At 43.4% G+C, this 18,016-nt stretch carries 21 protein-coding genes; 5 read left to right on the top strand and 16 right to left on the bottom strand.

Annotated elements, in window-relative coordinates:
• Positions 1–211: 211 nt before the first annotated feature.
• The gene (gene queF, locus J7E37_RS11035) at positions 212–709 is read right to left on the bottom strand and encodes a preQ(1) synthase (protein WP_167832694.1); all 498 of its coding nucleotides are present in this window, start codon (positions 707–709) and stop codon (positions 212–214) included.
• 409 nt (positions 710–1,118) lie between these two features.
• Between queF and deoC the strand changes: the two genes are divergently transcribed.
• The 3 genes from deoC to J7E37_RS11020 all read left to right on the top strand — a co-directional run bounded on the left by deoC (position 1,119) and on the right by J7E37_RS11020 (position 2,983).
• Positions 1,119–1,793 carry a deoxyribose-phosphate aldolase gene (deoC, locus tag J7E37_RS11030; RefSeq protein ID WP_214780914.1) on the top strand — a complete coding sequence of 225 codons (675 nt, stop codon included), beginning with the start codon at positions 1,119–1,121 and terminating at the stop codon, positions 1,791–1,793.
• 48 nt (positions 1,794–1,841) lie between these two features.
• Positions 1,842–2,264, top strand: coding sequence for a cytidine deaminase (locus tag J7E37_RS11025; RefSeq protein WP_214780687.1), 423 nt, complete (start codon positions 1,842–1,844; stop codon positions 2,262–2,264).
• 104 nt (positions 2,265–2,368) lie between these two features.
• Positions 2,369–2,983: an AmiS/UreI family transporter gene (locus J7E37_RS11020; protein WP_214780689.1), complete on the top strand. Its 615-nt coding sequence runs from the start codon at positions 2,369–2,371 to the stop codon at positions 2,981–2,983.
• Positions 2,984–3,033: 50 nt separating this feature from the next.
• Here the strand turns inward: J7E37_RS11020 and J7E37_RS11015 are convergent, their stop codons facing one another.
• The 3 genes from J7E37_RS11015 to J7E37_RS11005 all read right to left on the bottom strand — a co-directional run bounded on the left by J7E37_RS11015 (position 3,034) and on the right by J7E37_RS11005 (position 5,748).
• Complete coding sequence (locus J7E37_RS11015; RefSeq protein WP_214780691.1) at positions 3,034–3,963, bottom strand: manganese-dependent inorganic pyrophosphatase; 930 nt, start codon at positions 3,961–3,963, stop codon at positions 3,034–3,036.
• A 174-nt stretch (positions 3,964–4,137) separates the two neighbouring features.
• The gene (ald, locus tag J7E37_RS11010) at positions 4,138–5,259 is read right to left on the bottom strand and encodes an alanine dehydrogenase (protein WP_215023919.1); all 1,122 of its coding nucleotides are present in this window, start codon (positions 5,257–5,259) and stop codon (positions 4,138–4,140) included.
• Positions 5,260–5,592: 333 nt separating this feature from the next.
• Complete coding sequence (locus J7E37_RS11005) at positions 5,593–5,748, bottom strand: hypothetical protein (RefSeq protein ID WP_214780693.1); 156 nt, start codon at positions 5,746–5,748, stop codon at positions 5,593–5,595.
• A gap of 105 nt (positions 5,749–5,853) precedes the next feature.
• Here J7E37_RS11005 and J7E37_RS11000 point away from each other — a divergent pair, with 105 nt between their 5' ends.
• Positions 5,854–6,303 carry a universal stress protein gene (locus tag J7E37_RS11000; RefSeq protein ID WP_214780695.1) on the top strand — a complete coding sequence of 150 codons (450 nt, stop codon included), beginning with the start codon at positions 5,854–5,856 and terminating at the stop codon, positions 6,301–6,303.
• Between the two features lie 167 nt (positions 6,304–6,470).
• On the opposite strand, the gene argH is transcribed toward J7E37_RS11000, so the two are convergent.
• Together argH and J7E37_RS10990 are read right to left on the bottom strand one after the other, a co-directional pair.
• Complete coding sequence (gene argH / locus J7E37_RS10995; protein WP_214780698.1) at positions 6,471–7,841, bottom strand: argininosuccinate lyase; 1,371 nt, start codon at positions 7,839–7,841, stop codon at positions 6,471–6,473.
• Complete coding sequence (locus J7E37_RS10990) at positions 7,838–9,043, bottom strand: argininosuccinate synthase (protein WP_215023917.1); 1,206 nt, start codon at positions 9,041–9,043, stop codon at positions 7,838–7,840. The genes argH and J7E37_RS10990 overlap by 4 nt, the downstream gene beginning before the upstream one ends.
• Positions 9,044–9,256: 213 nt before the next feature.
• Here J7E37_RS10990 and J7E37_RS10985 point away from each other — a divergent pair, with 213 nt between their 5' ends.
• On the top strand, positions 9,257–9,574 hold the full coding sequence (locus J7E37_RS10985; protein ID WP_214780702.1) for a hypothetical protein: 318 nt from the start codon (positions 9,257–9,259) through the stop codon (positions 9,572–9,574).
• A 73-nt stretch (positions 9,575–9,647) separates the two neighbouring features.
• On the opposite strand, the gene J7E37_RS10980 is transcribed toward J7E37_RS10985, so the two are convergent.
• From J7E37_RS10980 to sppA, 10 genes are all read right to left on the bottom strand, one after another.
• Positions 9,648–9,875, bottom strand: a complete 228-nt coding sequence (locus J7E37_RS10980) for a hypothetical protein (protein WP_214780703.1) — start codon at positions 9,873–9,875, stop codon at positions 9,648–9,650.
• Positions 9,876–9,881: 6 nt separating this feature from the next.
• Positions 9,882–10,394 carry a MogA/MoaB family molybdenum cofactor biosynthesis protein gene (locus J7E37_RS10975; RefSeq protein ID WP_215023915.1) on the bottom strand — a complete coding sequence of 171 codons (513 nt, stop codon included), beginning with the start codon at positions 10,392–10,394 and terminating at the stop codon, positions 9,882–9,884.
• Between the two features lie 4 nt (positions 10,395–10,398).
• The gene (locus tag J7E37_RS10970; RefSeq protein WP_214780705.1) at positions 10,399–11,235 is read right to left on the bottom strand and encodes an EcsC family protein; all 837 of its coding nucleotides are present in this window, start codon (positions 11,233–11,235) and stop codon (positions 10,399–10,401) included.
• 254 nt (positions 11,236–11,489) lie between these two features.
• Positions 11,490–12,677 (bottom strand): acetate kinase, encoded by a 1,188-nt coding sequence (locus J7E37_RS10965; RefSeq protein WP_214780706.1) that lies wholly within the window; start codon positions 12,675–12,677, stop codon positions 11,490–11,492.
• Positions 12,678–12,926: 249 nt separating this feature from the next.
• Positions 12,927–13,922, bottom strand: coding sequence for a class I SAM-dependent methyltransferase (locus tag J7E37_RS10960; RefSeq protein WP_214780707.1), 996 nt, complete (start codon positions 13,920–13,922; stop codon positions 12,927–12,929).
• A gap of 305 nt (positions 13,923–14,227) precedes the next feature.
• Positions 14,228–14,728, bottom strand: a complete 501-nt coding sequence (tpx, locus tag J7E37_RS10955; protein ID WP_214780708.1) for a thiol peroxidase — start codon at positions 14,726–14,728, stop codon at positions 14,228–14,230.
• A 193-nt stretch (positions 14,729–14,921) separates the two neighbouring features.
• Positions 14,922–15,443, bottom strand: a complete 522-nt coding sequence (ytfJ, locus tag J7E37_RS10950) for a GerW family sporulation protein (protein WP_215023913.1) — start codon at positions 15,441–15,443, stop codon at positions 14,922–14,924.
• A gap of 18 nt (positions 15,444–15,461) precedes the next feature.
• Positions 15,462–16,157, bottom strand: a complete 696-nt coding sequence (locus tag J7E37_RS10945) for a DUF2953 domain-containing protein (protein ID WP_215023911.1) — start codon at positions 16,155–16,157, stop codon at positions 15,462–15,464.
• Between the two features lie 74 nt (positions 16,158–16,231).
• Entirely contained in the window at positions 16,232–16,672 is a 441-nt protein-coding gene (locus J7E37_RS10940; RefSeq protein ID WP_353050013.1) for an RDD family protein, read from the bottom strand.
• A gap of 210 nt (positions 16,673–16,882) precedes the next feature.
• Positions 16,883–17,893, bottom strand: a complete 1,011-nt coding sequence (gene sppA, locus J7E37_RS10935; protein ID WP_215023909.1) for a signal peptide peptidase SppA — start codon at positions 17,891–17,893, stop codon at positions 16,883–16,885.
• Positions 17,894–18,016: the final 123 nt, after the last annotated feature.

Here is an 18,016-nt window from a genome sequence, read left to right as displayed (position 1 = left end):
TTTGTTTTAGTGAAAAAGCTAGTTTCCAAAGGTGTAAACAATCCGCTTCAGCTTTCTTATAGCAGTAATTTCTTTTTTATAGCGAGTTTTAATTTTTTATAGCGAGTTTCAGTTTTTTATAGCGAAAAAATCATTTTTATAGCGAATTGGAAAAAATCCATCTTTTTTTCCAGTTAAAAAAGAGCAGCACAAGCAGCTGCTCTTCCTCTAATTAGCGATTATCCACTTTTTCCGGATACATATCATGGTTCATCATCCGGTAGTTTGCCATTTCTTCATACTTCGTTCCGGGCTTGCCGTAGTTAGTATACGGATCAATTGAGATGCCGCCTCTTGGAGTGAATTTGCCCCAAACCTCAATATACCTTGGATCCATCAGTTTGATCAGGTCATTCATGATGATGTTCATACAGTCTTCGTGAAAATCACCGTGGTTCCTGAAGCTGAACAAATATAATTTCAGCGCTTTGCTTTCAACCATCAATTTGTCAGGAATGTAGCTGATGTAAATCGATGCAAAATCAGGCTGGCCTGTGATCGGGCAAAGACTCGTGAATTCGGGGGTATTGAATTTAACAAAATAATCTCGATATGGGTGCTTATTTTCAAACGTTTCAAGGATTTCAGGAGAGTACTCAAACAAGTATTTTGTTCCCTGATTGCCTAGCAGTGTCAAATCTTTCATTTCTTCATCTTTTCTTCCAGCCATTTTAAAGCCTCCTATTTGATCTGCAAACGCTTTTGAGGCCCATGAACTCTGCTTATCAAATAAAAAACCATATCCTCTGGGATATGGTTGAAATTCTTCAAAGCCATAGTTTTTTATAGAGGGTGTCCGCTATGAACCTCTCCCGCGATTGCAGGATGATTTATTCATTTTTATATAGCAACTATAAAGAAATGCCCTTCCAAAGTCAAAAGAAAATTTTTGTTATAAGATATGACAAATTCATGTATTTCCATTTTTTATTTTTACATATGTTCATGAGGTTATTTACATATGTTCACCTACCTGATATATTATTCATGTAAGTGACACATAATAAATTTGGGTTATATATTTTTTATTCTGAATGAAAGCGTTTCAACTATTTTTATACGGAAAGGGTTTGAACTAAATGACAAACGATTTAGCAAGAATGATCGACCACACATTACTTAAAGCAAATGCAACCGAAGCAGAGATTGTAAAGCTGGCTGAGGAAGCAAAAGAATATAAATTTGCTTCTGTTTGCGTTAACCCGACGTGGGTACAGAAGGCTGCTGAAATTCTTAAGGATGCTGAAGAAGTAAAAGTTTGCACAGTAATCGGCTTCCCTCTGGGCGCTACAACTTCAGAAACAAAAGCATTCGAAACAAAGAATGCAATCGAAAACGGCGCGACTGAAGTCGATATGGTCATCAATATCGGTGCATTGAAAGACAAGCAATATGATCTAGTTGAAAAGGATATTAAAGCGGTAGTTGACGCTGCAAAAGGCAAAGCACTGACAAAGGTCATCATCGAATCTTGCCTTCTTAACGACGAGGAAAAAGAAATCGCATGCAAGCTTTCTGTTAAAGCTGGAGCAGATTTCGTAAAGACTTCAACTGGTTTCTCAACAGGCGGAGCGACTGTAGAAGATATCGCTCTAATGAGAAAAACCGTCGGCCCTGATGTTGGGGTTAAAGCTTCCGGCGGAGTCAGAAGCCTTGAGGATGCACAGAACATGATCGAAGCTGGCGCAACAAGAATTGGCGCAAGTTCTGGAGTGGCAATTATCAATGGCCTGACTTCGGAATCTTCATACTAAATTATTCATACGGGCTCAAATAATATCATTGGGAATGGGGAATGGACGATGGATAAACACACGCTTGTGGAAAAAGCAATAGAAGCAAGAAGCACAGCATACGTTCCATATTCTAAATTTCAGGTTGGCGCTGCAATCATAACTAGTAACGATAATCTATTCCTGGGCTGCAATATCGAAAACGCATCTTACGGATTGACAAACTGTGCTGAAAGAACAGCCATTTTCAAGGCAGTCTCTGAAGGGGATACCGAAATCAAGGCGATTGCAGTAGTCGCTGACACTGAAGGTCCTGTTTCTCCTTGCGGTGCCTGCCGCCAGGTGATTGCGGAGTTCGCAACTGACGATACAAAAATTTACCTTGCCAATCTGAATGGCGATGTAAAGGAAACGACAATCAGCGAAATCCTTCCTGGATACTTCACATCCAAAGACATGGAGAAAGTAGACATGTCCAAGAAAATGGTCTAAATTGATTATTTAAGTTAACAAGGGGCAACTCCTAAAGAGTTGCTCTTTCTTATTTGAACGTTTAAGGAGGACAGAGCTGCCCCAATTATTGGGCGGCATACATCATGGGAGACGCAGGTTTATTACTATCAGGTGCAGCACTCTTCCTGAACAGCTTAATGCTTTTAGGAAAGGCAAACGCTAAAAGTGTGGCAGTATTCAATTTATTCATCGGGGCATTACAAGTGATCGTGCCCTTTTACTTGATTGCCGTATCAGACCAGAGCAATTGGACGGTCTACAGTCTGGCAAGCATCTTTCTCTTTGGTTTTACCTATTTATATGTCGGGTTGACCTTGTGGAACAACCTTGATGGCACCGGGCTTGGATGGTATTCCCTCTGGGTTGCTGTTCTCGCCATCATTTATGCAGCGGTTGCCTTTGTCCATTTTGATGATATTGTCAACGCGCTTACATGGCTGATGTGGGCCTACCTTTGGTTCCTGTTCTTCTTATCAATGGGATTGAACAAGAAAATAGATGCATATGTCGGGAAAGTTGCCATGGTCCAGTCATGGCTGACATTGACCTTCCCGGCACTCCTGTCAATGACTGGCTTATGGAAAACAGACCAGGTTGTCAATGCCTGGATTTACTTCTCAATTGCTGCTTTTGTCTACTTTGCTTATATTACATTAAAGCTGAAAAGATCTTCTGCCCGAACAGAGAAATTCGCGTAAAATCAAAAAACCTTCCTGCCCAAATGGCCAGGAAGGTTCTTTATTAGGATTTATTTCGCAAGTACATTCGTCAGTACTGGAACGACCTGTTTTTTACGGGAAACAACGCCCTTAAGTGTCGCAGTATTATCTTCGAGAGTTACATTGAACGCTTCCTCAACAGCTGCAGCCTTTTTACCAATCGCAAGCGCTGCAGAATCATTCGTCAATATATCAGTGATGACCAGCAAGAACAGATCCAGGTTCTTTTCAGTTATCTTATTGATCAATGCTTCTTCAAGCTCTACCTTACGCAAAAGAACATCGTTGATATCAACTGTGTTTACCTGTGCGATTTCAACCTTGGATTCTCCCATCTGGAATTCCTTCGCGTCAAGGGAAATAAGCTCTTCGATTGTTTTGCTGCTGAGATCCGCACCAGCCTTCAGCATTTCAAGACCGTATTCCTCAGCATCCACTCCTGCGATTTCAGCCAATTCACGTGCAGCTGCAACATCCTGGTCTGTGCAAGTCGGGGACTTGAACAATAAAGAATCAGAGATGATCGCCGACAGCATTAGTCCAGCGATATTCTTTTCGATTTCCACATTGTTTTCTTTGTACATCTTATTTAGGATTGTGGCTGTGCAGCCTACTGGCTCAACACGGAAATAAAGCGGATCACTCGTCTCGAAATTCGCCACACGGTGGTGGTCAATGACTTCCACGATTTGAACATCTGTAATGTCATCAGCGCTCTGCTGGCGTTCGTTGTGGTCAACAAGGATAACCTTGTCCACTTCTTCTGAAACTCTACCTGCAAGGCGTGGCGCTTCAGCTTTGAAGTAATCAAGAGCATACTGAGTTTCTCCATTAACCTGACCCAAACGTACCGCTTCCGCATCGACACCAAGCTTTTGCTTCAAATTAGCATAGGCAATAGCAGAGCAGATTGTATCCGTATCAGGATTTTTATGTCCAAAAACAAGTACTTTTTCCATCATGACACTCCTCAATAACAAATTAACACGGACATTCTAGCAACTAGAACCCGTATATCCCATAAATAATATACGCTAAAATTGAAAGATTTTAAACTGCTTTGTGTTAATTAGAGTTGCTTTACCTATCTCAACAATAAAAGATCCGGAATATTTCATCCGGATCTAGAAAAATTAAATTTGCTCTAATAATGTTTTTGTTTCAGAGTATACAAGGTTATGCGCTTCTGCTACTGCCTGGTAAGTCACATAGCCATTAAGCGTGTTGATTCCCTTGAGCAATGCTTCATTGTCCAGGCAAGCCTGCTTGTAGCCTTTGTTCGCAATCTGGACAGCGTACGGCACTGTCACGTTCGTCAAGGCGATTGTTGATGTTCTAGGAACTGCACCTGGCATGTTGGCAACTGCGTAGTGAACAACGCTGTGCTTTTCATAAGTAGGGTTGTCATGTGTTGTGATTCTGTCTGTTGTTTCGAAGATGCCACCCTGGTCGATTGCGATATCGACAACGACTGAACCTGGGTTCATCGACTGGATCATTTCTTCTGTCACAAGCTTTGGCGCCTTCGCGCCTGGAATCAATACAGCGCCGATAACCAGGTCAGATGCTTTGACTGCTTCAGCAATGTTCAAAGGATTGGACATTAGCGTTGTAATGTCAGAACCGAAGATATCATCCAGCTGACGAAGACGGTCTGGGTTCAAGTCGATCATTGTGACCTGAGCACCAAGGCCGACAGCCATTTTAGCTGCGTTCGTGCCAGCTACACCGCCGCCGATGATTGTTACTTTTCCTCTTTGTACACCTGGAACGCCTCCAAGCAGGATTCCTTTTCCTCCGTGAACTTTTTCAAGGAATTGCGCACCGATTTGTGTAGACATACGGCCAGCAACCTCACTCATAGGAGTAAGCAATGGAAGCGAACCGTTAGCCAGCTGTACTGTTTCATAGGCAATTCCAACAACCTTATTCTCGATCAATGCCTTAGTCAGTTCCGGTTCTGGTGCAAGATGCAAATATGTAAATAAAATTAAGCCTTCACGGAAATACCCGTATTCTTCTGCGAGAGGTTCTTTAACCTTCATGACCATATCCTGTGCCCATGCTTCTTCTGCACTTCCAACGATCAGAGCACCGGCAGCCTTGTAGTCTTCATCTGTAAAACTTGAGCCAATTCCAGCTCCAGTCTCAATGAAAACTTCATGCCCGAAATTTACTAGATTAACTACTCCTGCAGGCGTCATAGCCACACGATTTTCGTTATTTTTTATCTCTTTAGGTACACCGATACGCATTATTGCATACCTCCTATATAATAATTGCCCTACCATTTCAGCCCTGCCATCACTATATCATTTTTTCAATGAGTAAAGAAATATTGCGGCAAGATGAAAACACTTTCATTTTAGTAGAAAAAAATGCTTTTGGCAAAACAATTCGTACAAATTTCCCTAAAATATACTATTCTGTATATTTTTAATTTTACAGGAAGTAGGAATGGAAAATAAAAAGGCTTGCCGAGCAACGGTTCTCAGCAAGCCACCCTATCCATTAAGCCAGATTATTTTTCATTTTTAATAGAGAAGTTAGCAGGCATTATTATAGCCTGTAACGATGCGAATACAGCTTTATCTATGTTCCTCATTGTTTTCTGCTGCTGCTTTCATCTGATCCTGCGGGACTACTCCGCTGTTGTATGAATCCATGATTTGCTGGCTTACCTGCATGACACCCTGATCATCGTAATCATAAAATGACTGGCCGCGCTGTTCCTTTTTATCCATGTGAAATCCTCCTTCAATATGATGCTTGCATCTATAGTTTTCGTTGGATTGTCACAGCTATACCAATGAAACTGTTGTATAATATAGGTAAAGGAGGCGAGAACTATGGCACTTTATTATAAGAACATTTTAGTTGCCGTTGATGGTTCTAAACAAGCAGCATGGGCTTTTAAAAAAGCCATTGAAATCGCAAAAAGAAACGACGCGAGTCTGGTCATGACCCACATAATCGATTTACGCACCTTTGCTACTGTAGAGGCATATGACCGCACCATCTCAGAGCGGGCGACACAGTTTGCTACAGAGCTGATGGAAAGCTACAAACAGCAGGCAATCGAAGCTGGTATCAAAGACGTGGAATATGACATCGATTATGGTTCACCAAAGGTCAAGATTGCGAAAGATGTTGCGAAAAAATATAACGCCGACCTGATTATTTGCGGAGCAACAGGAATGAACGCAGTGGAACGCTTCTTCATCGGAAGTGTCTCCGAGCATATCACCCGCTATGCATCTTGTGATGTCCTGGTTGTCCGGACTGACAAAGAGAATTAATCTAATGACACACCATACAAAAAGCACGAAGTATCTTTTTATTGATACTTCGTGCTTTTTTCCATTTATAAGGCTCTTTTCTTAAATTTTGTTGCTTTCTCAACCATACTAAAGCAATCTTTATTCGATTTTAGAACAATAGCAACAATCCATGCCAAAACAGCCTTTTATAATGTTATTTTTGCTTTCTCGATCTGAAATTTCACTTGTGAGAAGCCGGTGCCTCCAGCACTGTTTCGTCTTTTCACGGCATTATAAGGATTCAACGCCTCGAAAATATCATCTTCGAACAACGGGTTCATGGACTTGTAGGCTTCTAATGACAGGTCTGCAAGGTAGCAGCCTTTTTGGATGCAATCAAGGACAAGCTTGCCGACGATTTCATGTGCTTCACGGAAAGGTACGCCTTTTGCCGCCAGATAATCAGCCAGCTCAGTTGCATTCGAAAAATCCTTCTTGACTGATTCTGCCATTTCCTCCGTTCTCACCTTCATCGAACTGACCATGCCAGCGAAAATTTTCAGGGAGCCCTTCACTGTTTTGACCGTATCAAACATGCCTTCTTTATCTTCCTGCATATCCTTGTTATACGCCAGAGGCAAGCCTTTCAATACCGTCAAGAGTCCCATCAGGCTTCCATAGACACGGCCTGTTTTACCGCGGATCAGTTCAGCCATATCCGGATTCTTCTTTTGCGGCATGATGCTGCTGCCTGTCGTGAATGCATCTGAAAGCTCAATGAACTGGAATTCCTCGCTCGACCAGAGGATAAGTTCTTCGCACAATCGTGACAGATGCATCATTAAAATCGAGCTGTCTGAGAGGAACTCGAGAATAAAATCACGGTCACTCACAGCATCCAGACTGTTTTCATAGATGCCCTCAAACCCCAGAATTTCTGCTGTCATATGGCGGTCAATCGGAAAAGTAGTTCCCGCAAGCGCTCCCGCCCCAAGGGGAGATAGATTGATTCTTTTCATGCTATCCATAAAACGCTGTTTATCGCGGTCAAGCATCCAATAATATGCCATGAGATGATGGGCAAAAGAAATTGGCTGTGCCCTCTGCAAGTGAGTATACCCGGGCATCAATGTCTCAATATTTTGTTCTGCCTGTTCAACCAGAGCTTTTTGGAACTCAGAAATCAGCTCGATGATTTCAGATACCTGATCTTTCAGGTATAAATGCATATCGGTCGCCACCTGGTCGTTCCTGCTCCGTGCCGTGTGAAGTTTGCCGCCTGCTGGACCAATCAATTCTGTCAGGTGATGTTCAAGGTTCAGATGGATATCCTCGAGTTTGGCTGAGTATTTGAGTTCGCCATTACTTGCTTGCTGCTCCAGTTTCCTTAGTCCTTGAATAATATTATCTGCTTCAGCTTCTGTTACGATTCCGCACTTCGCAAGCATAGTTGCATGGGCGATACTGCCCTCGATATCCTGCTTCGCCAGTTCCTGGTCAAAACCGATCGATGCCCCAAATTCATCGACCCAATCCTCAGCAGAGCCGGTGAATCTGCCTCCCCATAATTTCTTCACACTGTCACCTTCTTGCCCTGGACCATGCTGTGGACAACTGTTGGCAGTCCCCATAGATTGATGAATCCAACAGCAGCATTATGGTCGAACTCATCGTCAGCAGTGTAAGTCGCCAGTTTTTCATTGTATAAAGAATATGGAGATTTTCTGCCTTCAATGATTGCATGCCCTTTGAAAAGCTTGACACGGACAGTACCCGTCACATGCTTCTGTGTTGATTTCAGGAACGCTGCCAGCGCATCCTGAAGCGGTGAAAACCAGAGCCCTTCGTAAATTAATTCGGTCAGCTTTTTCTCAATAACCGGCTTGAAATGGGCTACCTCTTTAACAAGCGTGATATCCTCCAGTTCCTTATGAGCCTTGATTAAAGTCATCGCAGCAGGAGCTTCGTATACCTCGCGTGACTTGATGCCGACCAGACGGTTTTCCACATGGTCAATCCTTCCGACACCATGCTTGCCTGCAATACTGTTAAGCTCAAGAATCAATTCTGAAAGAGGATAAGTTTTGCCATCAATCGCTGTTGGAACACCCTCAACAAATTCAATCTCGATGATATCCGGTGAATTCGGTGTGTCTTCAAGCTCTGCTGTCAGTTCATAAGCCTCTACTGGAGGTGCCTGCCAGGGATCCTCAAGAATTCCGCATTCATTGCTTCTTCCCCAAAGGTTCTGGTCAATGGAGAACGGGCTGTCTAGATTGATTGGAATCGGAATGCCATTGTTGGCTGCATAAGCAATTTCTTCCTCACGCGACCATTTCCACTCACGGACAGGAGCAATGACCTTCAGATCGGGATTCAATGCTTTGATTGATACCTCAAATCGCACCTGGTCATTTCCTTTTCCTGTGCAGCCATGCGCAACAGCTGTTGCACCCTCCATTTCTGCTACTTCCACTAGTTTCTTAGAAATCAAGGGACGCGATAATGCTGATACCAGCGGATATTTTCCCTCGTATAATGCATGGGCCTGCAGGGCGAACAGTGCATAATCATTGGCGAATTCTTCTTTGACATCCAAAACATATGATTTGATTGCGCCGACCTTCAACGCTTTTTCTTTTATGAATTGAAGATCCTTTCCTTCACCAACATCAAGACAACAAGCAATTACCGCGTAACCCTGGTCCTTCAGCCATTTGATCGCAACAGATGTATCAAGCCCGCCAGAATAGGCAAGCACCACTTTATTTTCAGCCATTTTTTCATGCTCCTTTTAGTCGAATATTTATTCATACTTATAAATTTTTATTCATGTTTATAAAGGTAACAGGTTTTTGAGCACATTTCAAGATAAAATATGTTTTTTTTAATTGATCCCGTGAATCTGCTCATGTATCAGACTGGTATGGAAGCAGGATTAAAAGTATAGTAGAATGTAAGCAAGATTACCGGAATGGGGGCACCATCAGAAATGGAACAATTTTTTCTTTTTAACAGCCGACTGGGCATTCCCCTGCCAGACCTGCAAGGAAACTGGGAAGATTACGACCTTGATACACGGCACGCGATTCTCCTCCATTGGGAAAAAATTCGCGGCAGCATACCTGACCGGATCGCAGAGCTTGAAAAAACAATCAACCTGAAGCAAGCCCAGCTTTCCGATGAAAGCGACTTCATCCGCTCCTGTAAACTGAACAGCGAAATTTCCGAGCTTGCGTCCATCATCAACGATCTCTGGCTCTGGTATCGCACCCAGCAGGACATTTCATCAGAGAAGATCCATCGATAATACTTTCATTTGCATAAAAAATAGCCTGGAGCTGCTCCGGGCTATTTTTTGTTTGTCTGCTTTATGATTAAATTTATTCCGGCCATTCCTGGTTAAGCTCCACTGGTATTTTGACAGCTTTTCCTGTGTTTACCAAATCTGTCACGATTCCGTTGTTTTCTTGACAACTTTTCCTTGTTTCCCACTCAAACCTGTCTGAACTTGATGCTGCTACTAAAAAACCAATACATCTTATTCGAGCAATCACCCCAGATTCTTTTAAAAAACAAAAAAAGATGAAATCTGTTAAGATTCCATCCACAATTCGTTATAAATCCTTCGTCAATTCTCTTACCACATGCCCAATCTCTGGAATGATCAGCTTTTCCATTGCCAGGCGTACAGCACCTGTTGATCCTGGTGTTGAGAAGACAGCGCGATCATTCACGACTCCGGCTGCGGCACGCGATAGCAGGGCAGCCGAACCAATATCCTCGGTATAGCTGAGCATGCGGAAAATCTCGCCAAATCCAGGTATTTCTTTTTCGAAGAGGGCCTGGACTGTTTCGATTGTGACGTCACGTTTGGCGATCCCTGTGCCTCCATTGGTAAGCACGACATCCACATCAGATTGGCTACAGCCCTTCAGCACTTCAGACTTAATCGGTTCTGCCTCATCTTTAACAATCACATAATCGACGATCTTATGACCTGCGGCCTCGAGCATTTCCATCATCAGCTTGCCGCTTTTATCTGTTTCCGGCGTTCTTGTATCGCTTACTGTTATGACTTTGCAGCGGACCTGGCTCGGTGCAGCCTGCTTGTGTTCCTGAGTACTCATACCCCTACAGAGCTCCTTTTTCTTTGAAATATCTCATTTGGTAAAATTTATGGGCGAAGTCAGTGACCCTTCTCGTCAATTGATAGTTTGCTCCTGCTCCAATCGCCATGCTGATCACCGGCATGCCCTGGACATGCTTTTTGCGGAACATCAGGATCGCCATACCCTTGAAAATCTGTTTGATTGGCTGTTCCAGCCATGTTACGTCTGTCAGGTCATCATTGCCTTCATAGAAATAATAGTCGTCTGCCTGTTCGAGGTCATTTTTCAACTCTTCCCAGCCAGCGCTCTGCATCCTTGAAGGCATTGTCGCCGTATGGAAAACCTTCAAAGCGACCATCATTTCAAATGGAGTATTTACTTCAAATCCATACGTCATCGCAACCAGCTGGACAATCCGCAAATTTATGACAGCCATCGCCGGGATATCTGCCCCTAGTACAAGGTTTCCACCGCTTCCCGACATGCCGCCCTGGACGAAGGAATAGAGTCTGTGGCGGGCAATTTGCTGTCTGGCAATGAATTCAAGTTGTTCAATCGGCAGCTCCCTTAAATCCTCAATCGTTTCAAGGTCAGGCTGGAAAACCCGCCCGGCAGAAAGAATACGTTCCTTGGCATCCATCTGCAGCTGTGAACCCTGAATTAGAGAGTGGAGATGGAAAAGCCAGCCGTCGAATAAAGTGAAAAAGCGTTCCTGTACCTCTTCTGGCAAAAGCGAAAAAGACCGTTCAAGATATCGGTCATACGCCAATTCAAAATCATTCGGTTCATAATCGTAGAGATTGTTTTCCCAAGCACTTAATTCGTCCAGCACCTTTTGTTCCCGTTGAGTCAAAGGCATTGAAAAACCTCCAGCATATCTGAATTTTCTTCCAGTATAGCACAAGAAAAGCGGAAGCGCCTCGGTCAGCCCCGACAAGCGCTGTCCGCTTAAAACGCCACATCGTGCGGCTTGCGGATTTGCACGTCCTGTGCCTTAGAGGGCGTCGTTCTTTGACTTCATTGGGAGGAGCGAAGCGACTAGCTGGACACGATCAAAACTCCCACTATACAAAAAGGCAGAAGCATCTTCGCTTCTGCCTTAAAAAGTATGATTTATTGAGCCAAACGCACGACATCACGGGCGATCATGACTTCTTCATCTGTCGGGATAACCATTACTTTTACAGGAGAGTGCGGGTAGCTGATGAAAGCTTCTTCGCCGCGCACTTTGTTCAAAGCTGGATCCCAGTAGATGCCCATGAACTCAAGGCCCTGCAGGACGCGGGCACGGATTGCTGAACTGTTTTCCCCGATGCCTGCCGTAAAGATGATAGCGTCGACACCGCACATGCGTGCTGCATATGAACCGATGTATTTATGGATTCTGTCCGCAAAAACTTTCAAAGCAAGCTCAGCTCGGTCATTCCCTTTTTCTGCTTCGTCTTCGATGTCACGAAGGTCGCTGGAGAAACCAGATACACCAAGCATACCGCTCTCTTTATTGAGGACATCTAAAACTTCATCAGCGTTCTTATCTGTTTTTTCCATGATATATGGAATCAAGGCCGGATCAATGTTACCTGAACGAGTCCCCATCGTCACACCCGCAAGTGGAGTGAAGCCCATGGATGTATCTATTGATTTTCCGCCTTCGATAGCCGCGATACTTGCACCGTTTCCAAGGTGACATGAAATCAAGCGGAGGTGCTCAACCGGGCGGCCAAGCATTTCAGCTGCACGCTGGGAAACATACTTATGTGAAGTACCATGGAAGCCATATTTACGGATTCCGTACTTCTTGTAGTAGTCGTATGGAAGGCTGTAAAGGAAAGAGTTCTCTGGCATTGTCTGGTGGAAAGCTGTATCAAATACAGCAACCGCAGGAACATTTGGAAGCACCTGCTGGAATGCGCGGATACCAGTTAAGTTAGCTGGATTGTGCAGTGGCGCAAGCTCAGAAAGTTCCTCGATTTTTTCTAAAACCGCATCGGTGATCAATACGGAATCACTGAATTCTTCACCGCCGTGAACGACACGGTGGCCGATTCCTTCGATTTCATCAAGTGACTGAATGATTCCCAATGAAGTAAGTTTATCAAGAAGGATTTTTACCGCAACGTCATGATTCGGGATATCAGTAACTTCCTTATTCTTTTCTCCATTTACTGAGATAGTGAAAATAGAATCTTTAAGGCCGATTCTTTCCACGATTCCTTTAGTGATCACTTCTTCGCTGGGCATTTCGAACAATTGAAACTTTAGTGACGAACTGCCGGCATTGATTGCAATTATTTTAGACATTTGTACCGCTCCTTTTATATAACAACCTGGTTAAAAATACAGTGAAATAGTACACATTTATTGTGTGCCACAGGCCGCAATTATATCTCTCATTTTCTCATTTAAACACTGTCTTTTTCACATTTCAAGCAAAGCTTTTCCAAAGGAGAAATGAGTTTTTATTCAGACACTTCTAAGGATTAGAAAAAAACATTGCCATGTTTTATATACCACAAACAAATGAAAAAAGAACCGGGTATTGATCCGGTTCTATTGCTGTTCCGTTTTATTATCTTTAAACCATTGATCGATTTTATTCAGCATCCTGTTCACCGCTGGGCCGTCGGATAGCTTTGGAAGCTCGGCAAGGAGTGCCTGCTTTGGCGCTTTCACTTCTTCACCATTCTTTTGCAGAATAAGGATACTTTTAGCTGCCTGCTTGTTTTTAAACAGAGAAGCCGGAAGCTGTAAAATACCCTGGACAATCAGATTGTTTTTAATGAACTCATGCAGCATTGGGGCTTGTTCACTTTCGAAAAGGCCATTGGGTATCATGAAGAACAAATATCCGCCTTCTTTTACATGCTTCGTACTTTGCTCAATGAACATGTGATGAGAGTATGTATGGCCATCTTTTGCTTTTACCTCATATTGCTCCGCTCGAAGGTCATTCGGGTAGTAACCGACTGGAAGGTCACAAATGACTGCATCCGCCGGATCAACAAACAATGGTTCAAGGCTGTCCTGATTGAAAAACTCGACCGGATGCTTTTGGAGATTGGCATTTACAAAAGCCAGCCGGATCAGCAGGTCATCAATTTCAACACCGACAGACTCGATTTCCTTATCCGTCTGCTGGTTCAATACCGTCGCCAGCAAGTTCCCAGTTCCGACCGCAGGGTCAAGCAGCCTAAATGACTTCTTGTCGACAAACTTATTGACCAGGTAGCCAATGAACATGCCGACAGAATCAGGTGTCATTTGATGATTCGGCTGAACATGCTCCTTCATTCCTTTCAAAATCGCAAGCTGGAAGCCTTTGCGGATTTCTTCTTTGCTAAAAGAATCAAGGTTAGTCTCCTTATATACTTTTTCAAGCCGTTTTGTTGTGACTTCATTCAGTTCGTCCTGGAGCACTGTGCCCTGGAACATGTTTTCCCCGCTTTCCGCAAGCGCCTCTAAATATGTACAAGATAACTCTTCTTTTAAAATATCTGCTGTTGTATTGAATGCAGTAAATAATTGTTCGACCGGAGTCATACTCACTTTTCTTCCTCCTGATTTGAATAGATATTTATATATTTTAGCCGTGTTTCGCATTGGGTACAAGGCATATGACTGGAAAGCAATTGGGCAACCTTGCGATCCATGCATGTGAACAGAAATTTTATCGGACACTTTTCCCGTTCTCCGCCTTCTGTTTGTCCGATAAAGCTCTCCTATCGGGCACTTTCTCCGCTTTCCGCTTCCCGTTTGTCCGATAGGAAGCGAAGCGGGGCATAAAAGAAACCTGTATTCAAAGTAAAACAAGCCGCAGTTCCTTTCTGCGGCTTGTCCTAATGTTGTGTGTTTTAGTTTGCTTGCTTTGCAGCTTCCACTGCTGCTTCGTAATTCGGGTGGTCAGTTGCTTCGCTTACATACTCGACGTATGTTACTTTGTCGTTTGAATCAACAACAAATACTGCACGAGCGAGCAGGCGTAGTTCCTTGATTGCTACTCCGTAAGCTTCTCCGAATGAAAGCTCGCGGTGGTCAGATAGAGTCTGGACATTCTCGATTCCAGCCGCTCCGCACCAGCGCTTTTGAGCGAATGGAAGGTCAACGCTGACTGTCAGAATTTTAACGTTATCAAGGTTGGCAGCTTCCTCATTGAAACGGCGAGTCTGCGCGTCACAAACTCCTGTGTCCAGTGAAGGAACAACACTGATCAAACGTACTTGTCCCTTTGAATCCTGAAGTGTCACTTCTGAAAGGTCGTTTGCAAGCACTTTAAAATCTGGTGCCTGGTCTCCAACCTTTACTTCATTTCCTAGCAATGTAACTGGGTTCCCCTTAAATGTAACAGATGCCATACCTGCTCATCCTCCTTGTCCATTATATGTACAGTGTAAATATATCTTTTAAAGAATCTTTTTGCAATTATTTTACTAAAGGACAGCGTACCAAACTTACATAGATAAGCTGCCTTTCCGTTCGAAAAGACAGCTTCCCACTGATCATTGGTGATGGAAATTTTCGTGAAATGAAACTGTGACATCGATCTGCTTAAAATTCAAGATCTGTTTTTGGACCGTTGTATTCAGACTGTGACTGAGATTGTGACTGAGATTGGCCCTGGTTTTTGTTCTGGCTGCTATCCTGGCTGTTCTGGTCTTTCTTTGACATCATTTGCTGGATTTTTTCCACTGCCTGAGGGGCAAGGTCCAGTATCTTCTCATACAAATGTGTATTTTCGTCAAGATGAAGCATTTTAACACCCTTTGAGTTGACGATCAAGAAAGCAATTGGTGTGATCGACACACCGCCGCCGCTTCCTCCTCCGAACGGGTGCTGTGCTCCTCCGGATTGTCCCCCAGAGCCGCCAGATCCGCCAGATCCTCCCTTTGAGCTTTCCAGAACAAATTCACTTCCACCGGCAGCAAAACCGAAACCTACCTTTGAAACTGTCAGGATTACACTTCCATCCGGTGTTTCTACGGGGTCCCCAATGATTGTGTTGACATCAATCATTTCTTTCAAGCTTTCCATGGCAGTTGTCATTAGTCCTTGAATTGGATGGTCGGACATTCCTGTTTCCTCCTTATTTTAGACAGAATTAGAATTATCACCGGAAAGAGCGGATAATGGCTTTGATTTAAATTCAGGCCAGCCGCCTCTCCAATATTTAACCAGCTTTATTCCTGCTAAAATAGCATGCCCGACTCGGACTTGTATCATACATTTAAAACTAGTAATTGATACGGTTTGCTGAAAGCTCGGTGTGATTGTCATGACAGGCATCTCTTTCATTTTCATATTGTTGCTCAGAAGCCCGATCACTCCGCCTTTGACTGCCCAAAAGGCACCTGTAATGACTCCTGTGGCTGCTGCATCCGATACTCCAACCATTGTGTGCCACTCAATATTACGTATCGTTACCTTCTTTAAAAAATTCCGTACGATATTATGGAGACCGGCGATATGGGTGATCAGCTGCTTAAAATCATGCAGGCTATCAAGTAAATCCTTTTTATCAACCTGAGTGGTTTTTTGTTGTTTCATATTTTCATCGGGACCTGCTTTGACTTTTTGCTCAGCAACGATAGTGGGAGAATTATCATCGATTTTTACAACCGACACCTCTATCTTGAACTTGATTAAGCCGCCCCACGCTTTAATTGTTACCTTAAAATGATCATTATCATTGCCGTGGAAATAATCTAAAAAAATCTTAACTTTTGTAAAAAGGATTATAAGTACAAGCACCGTGAGAAGCAGTATGGCAAGCAGCACCCATTTCATCGTCCTCCACAACCTTTCAGCTTATTATTATCAACAAAAAGGCAAAAAAATAAACCTGCCGCAGCAGGTTCACTCTAACGTGGTTCATATATGACAGTTGTATCTGCGAACAGGTCATGCAGCCCCTGTTTCTTTTTCGTAAAAGCAACGACCACATACAAAATCATGATAGTCGCTGAAATGAAGCGGCCGACCCACTCGCGGAAAATAACGGTTCCCCATGTAAGGCCCTTTCCATCCAGCTCGACTACTTTCAAACCAAAGACCATTTTTCCAAGAGTTTGGCCGAAGAATTTTGTCATTAACACAAAATACAAATAGAATACGACTGCAGTCGCGATGGCCATTGGCGAAAAAATTCCATCCTCAATCAACGATAAATCCAATGCCCGGAATACAGGATTGATGATCATCCGGTTGACGCTTCCGATTACAATCAAATCAAGCAAATACGCCCAAAAACGTGTCCAGAAACCGGCATAGAGACCGGCATATATATGATTCTCCGGTTCAATCCTGCCTTTTTCATAAGTGTCAGCTTCGGGATTTCCCTGACCAGGTAAATTGCCCGGATCAGACTGTAGTATTGGACGGGCGGTCTCTTTTTGATAACCCGACCTGTTATCAGAGGGTTCAGAACTATCCATGATATCGTTACCATCTTCCGTTTGAGATGGTACATTTTCCTGATCTTTAAAGTCATCAGAATTCATTTTTCTCCCTCCTTATTCTGCATATAAATACATGAGGCGTGGAGAATTAGGCTGGGACAATATCTTCATTAAGCCGGCCATTTCTGCATCTTTCCCCATGATCTTTTGAGCACCCATGCTGAAAAATGAACCAAAGCCCATGCTTTCTGTGTATTTAACGACAGTAGCATCGCCAAGTTTTTTGTCTTTCCTGACACTTTCGATGACATCCTCAAGATAACCAAATCCGTCGATCAAATTCAGCTGCTTTGCCTGGCGTCCATCATAAATCCGGCCATCGGCAATTTCCTTGACCCGTGCCACAGACATATCGCGTCCTTCCGAAATGACTTTTACGAATCCCTCATAGGAGTTGTCGATCATCGATTGGAGGATTTCACGCTCCTCCTCTGTCATCGGTCTAGACGGGCTCATGATATCCTTGTATGGCCCGCTTTTAATTGTTGTGAATTCGACTCCATACTTTTCTGCAAGACCGGCATAATTCACTCCCTGCATGATGACACCCAGCGATCCAGTAAGTGTTTCAGGGCTGGCAAAAATTTTATCTGCAGGCGCAGAAACATAATAACCTCCAGAAGCGGCCATTGACCCCATCGACACATAAACTGGCTTTTTCGTTTCCTTCTGGATTTCTTTGATTTTATCATGGATTTGAGCACTTTCCACGACGCCGCCGCCAGGAGAGTTCACTTGCAGGATGATTGCCTTAACATCATCTGCTTCTTTGACATAATCAAGCTGCTCCATGAACGCCCTGTGATTATAGAGCGGACTTTCAAAAAATGATTCAGCATCCCCGGTATCCTGGATCACTCCATTGATCGACAATACTGCTATTTTAGAGAGCATGTCACCTTCTTCGATAATTTCTTCCGCAAACATTTCCTCCGATACTGCAAACATATCCGTAAAAGCACTTTCTGCGTCACTGAAAGCGAATGTAGACAGAAGATTGATAACTGTTGATGCAATGAATAATCCGACGGCAATCCCTAAAGCCGCCCACCTTTTACCATTCATGTTGAAGCCCCCTTGTAAGTTTCTGCACTTTCAAAACCTTATGAAAAAATGATAAACTGATGTCAATAACATTTATTTTAGCAAAAGTTTTTAAAAGTGGGTAAAAATATGGAAGAATTACAT

Origin of the sequence: Bacillus sp. ISL-39, from assembly GCF_018613295.1 — a bacterium.
Classification (GTDB): Bacteria; Bacillota; Bacilli; order Bacillales; family Cytobacillaceae; genus Mesobacillus.
Note: the sequence above shows the minus strand (reverse complement) of the source record. Positions and strands in the feature narration are given on the sequence as shown.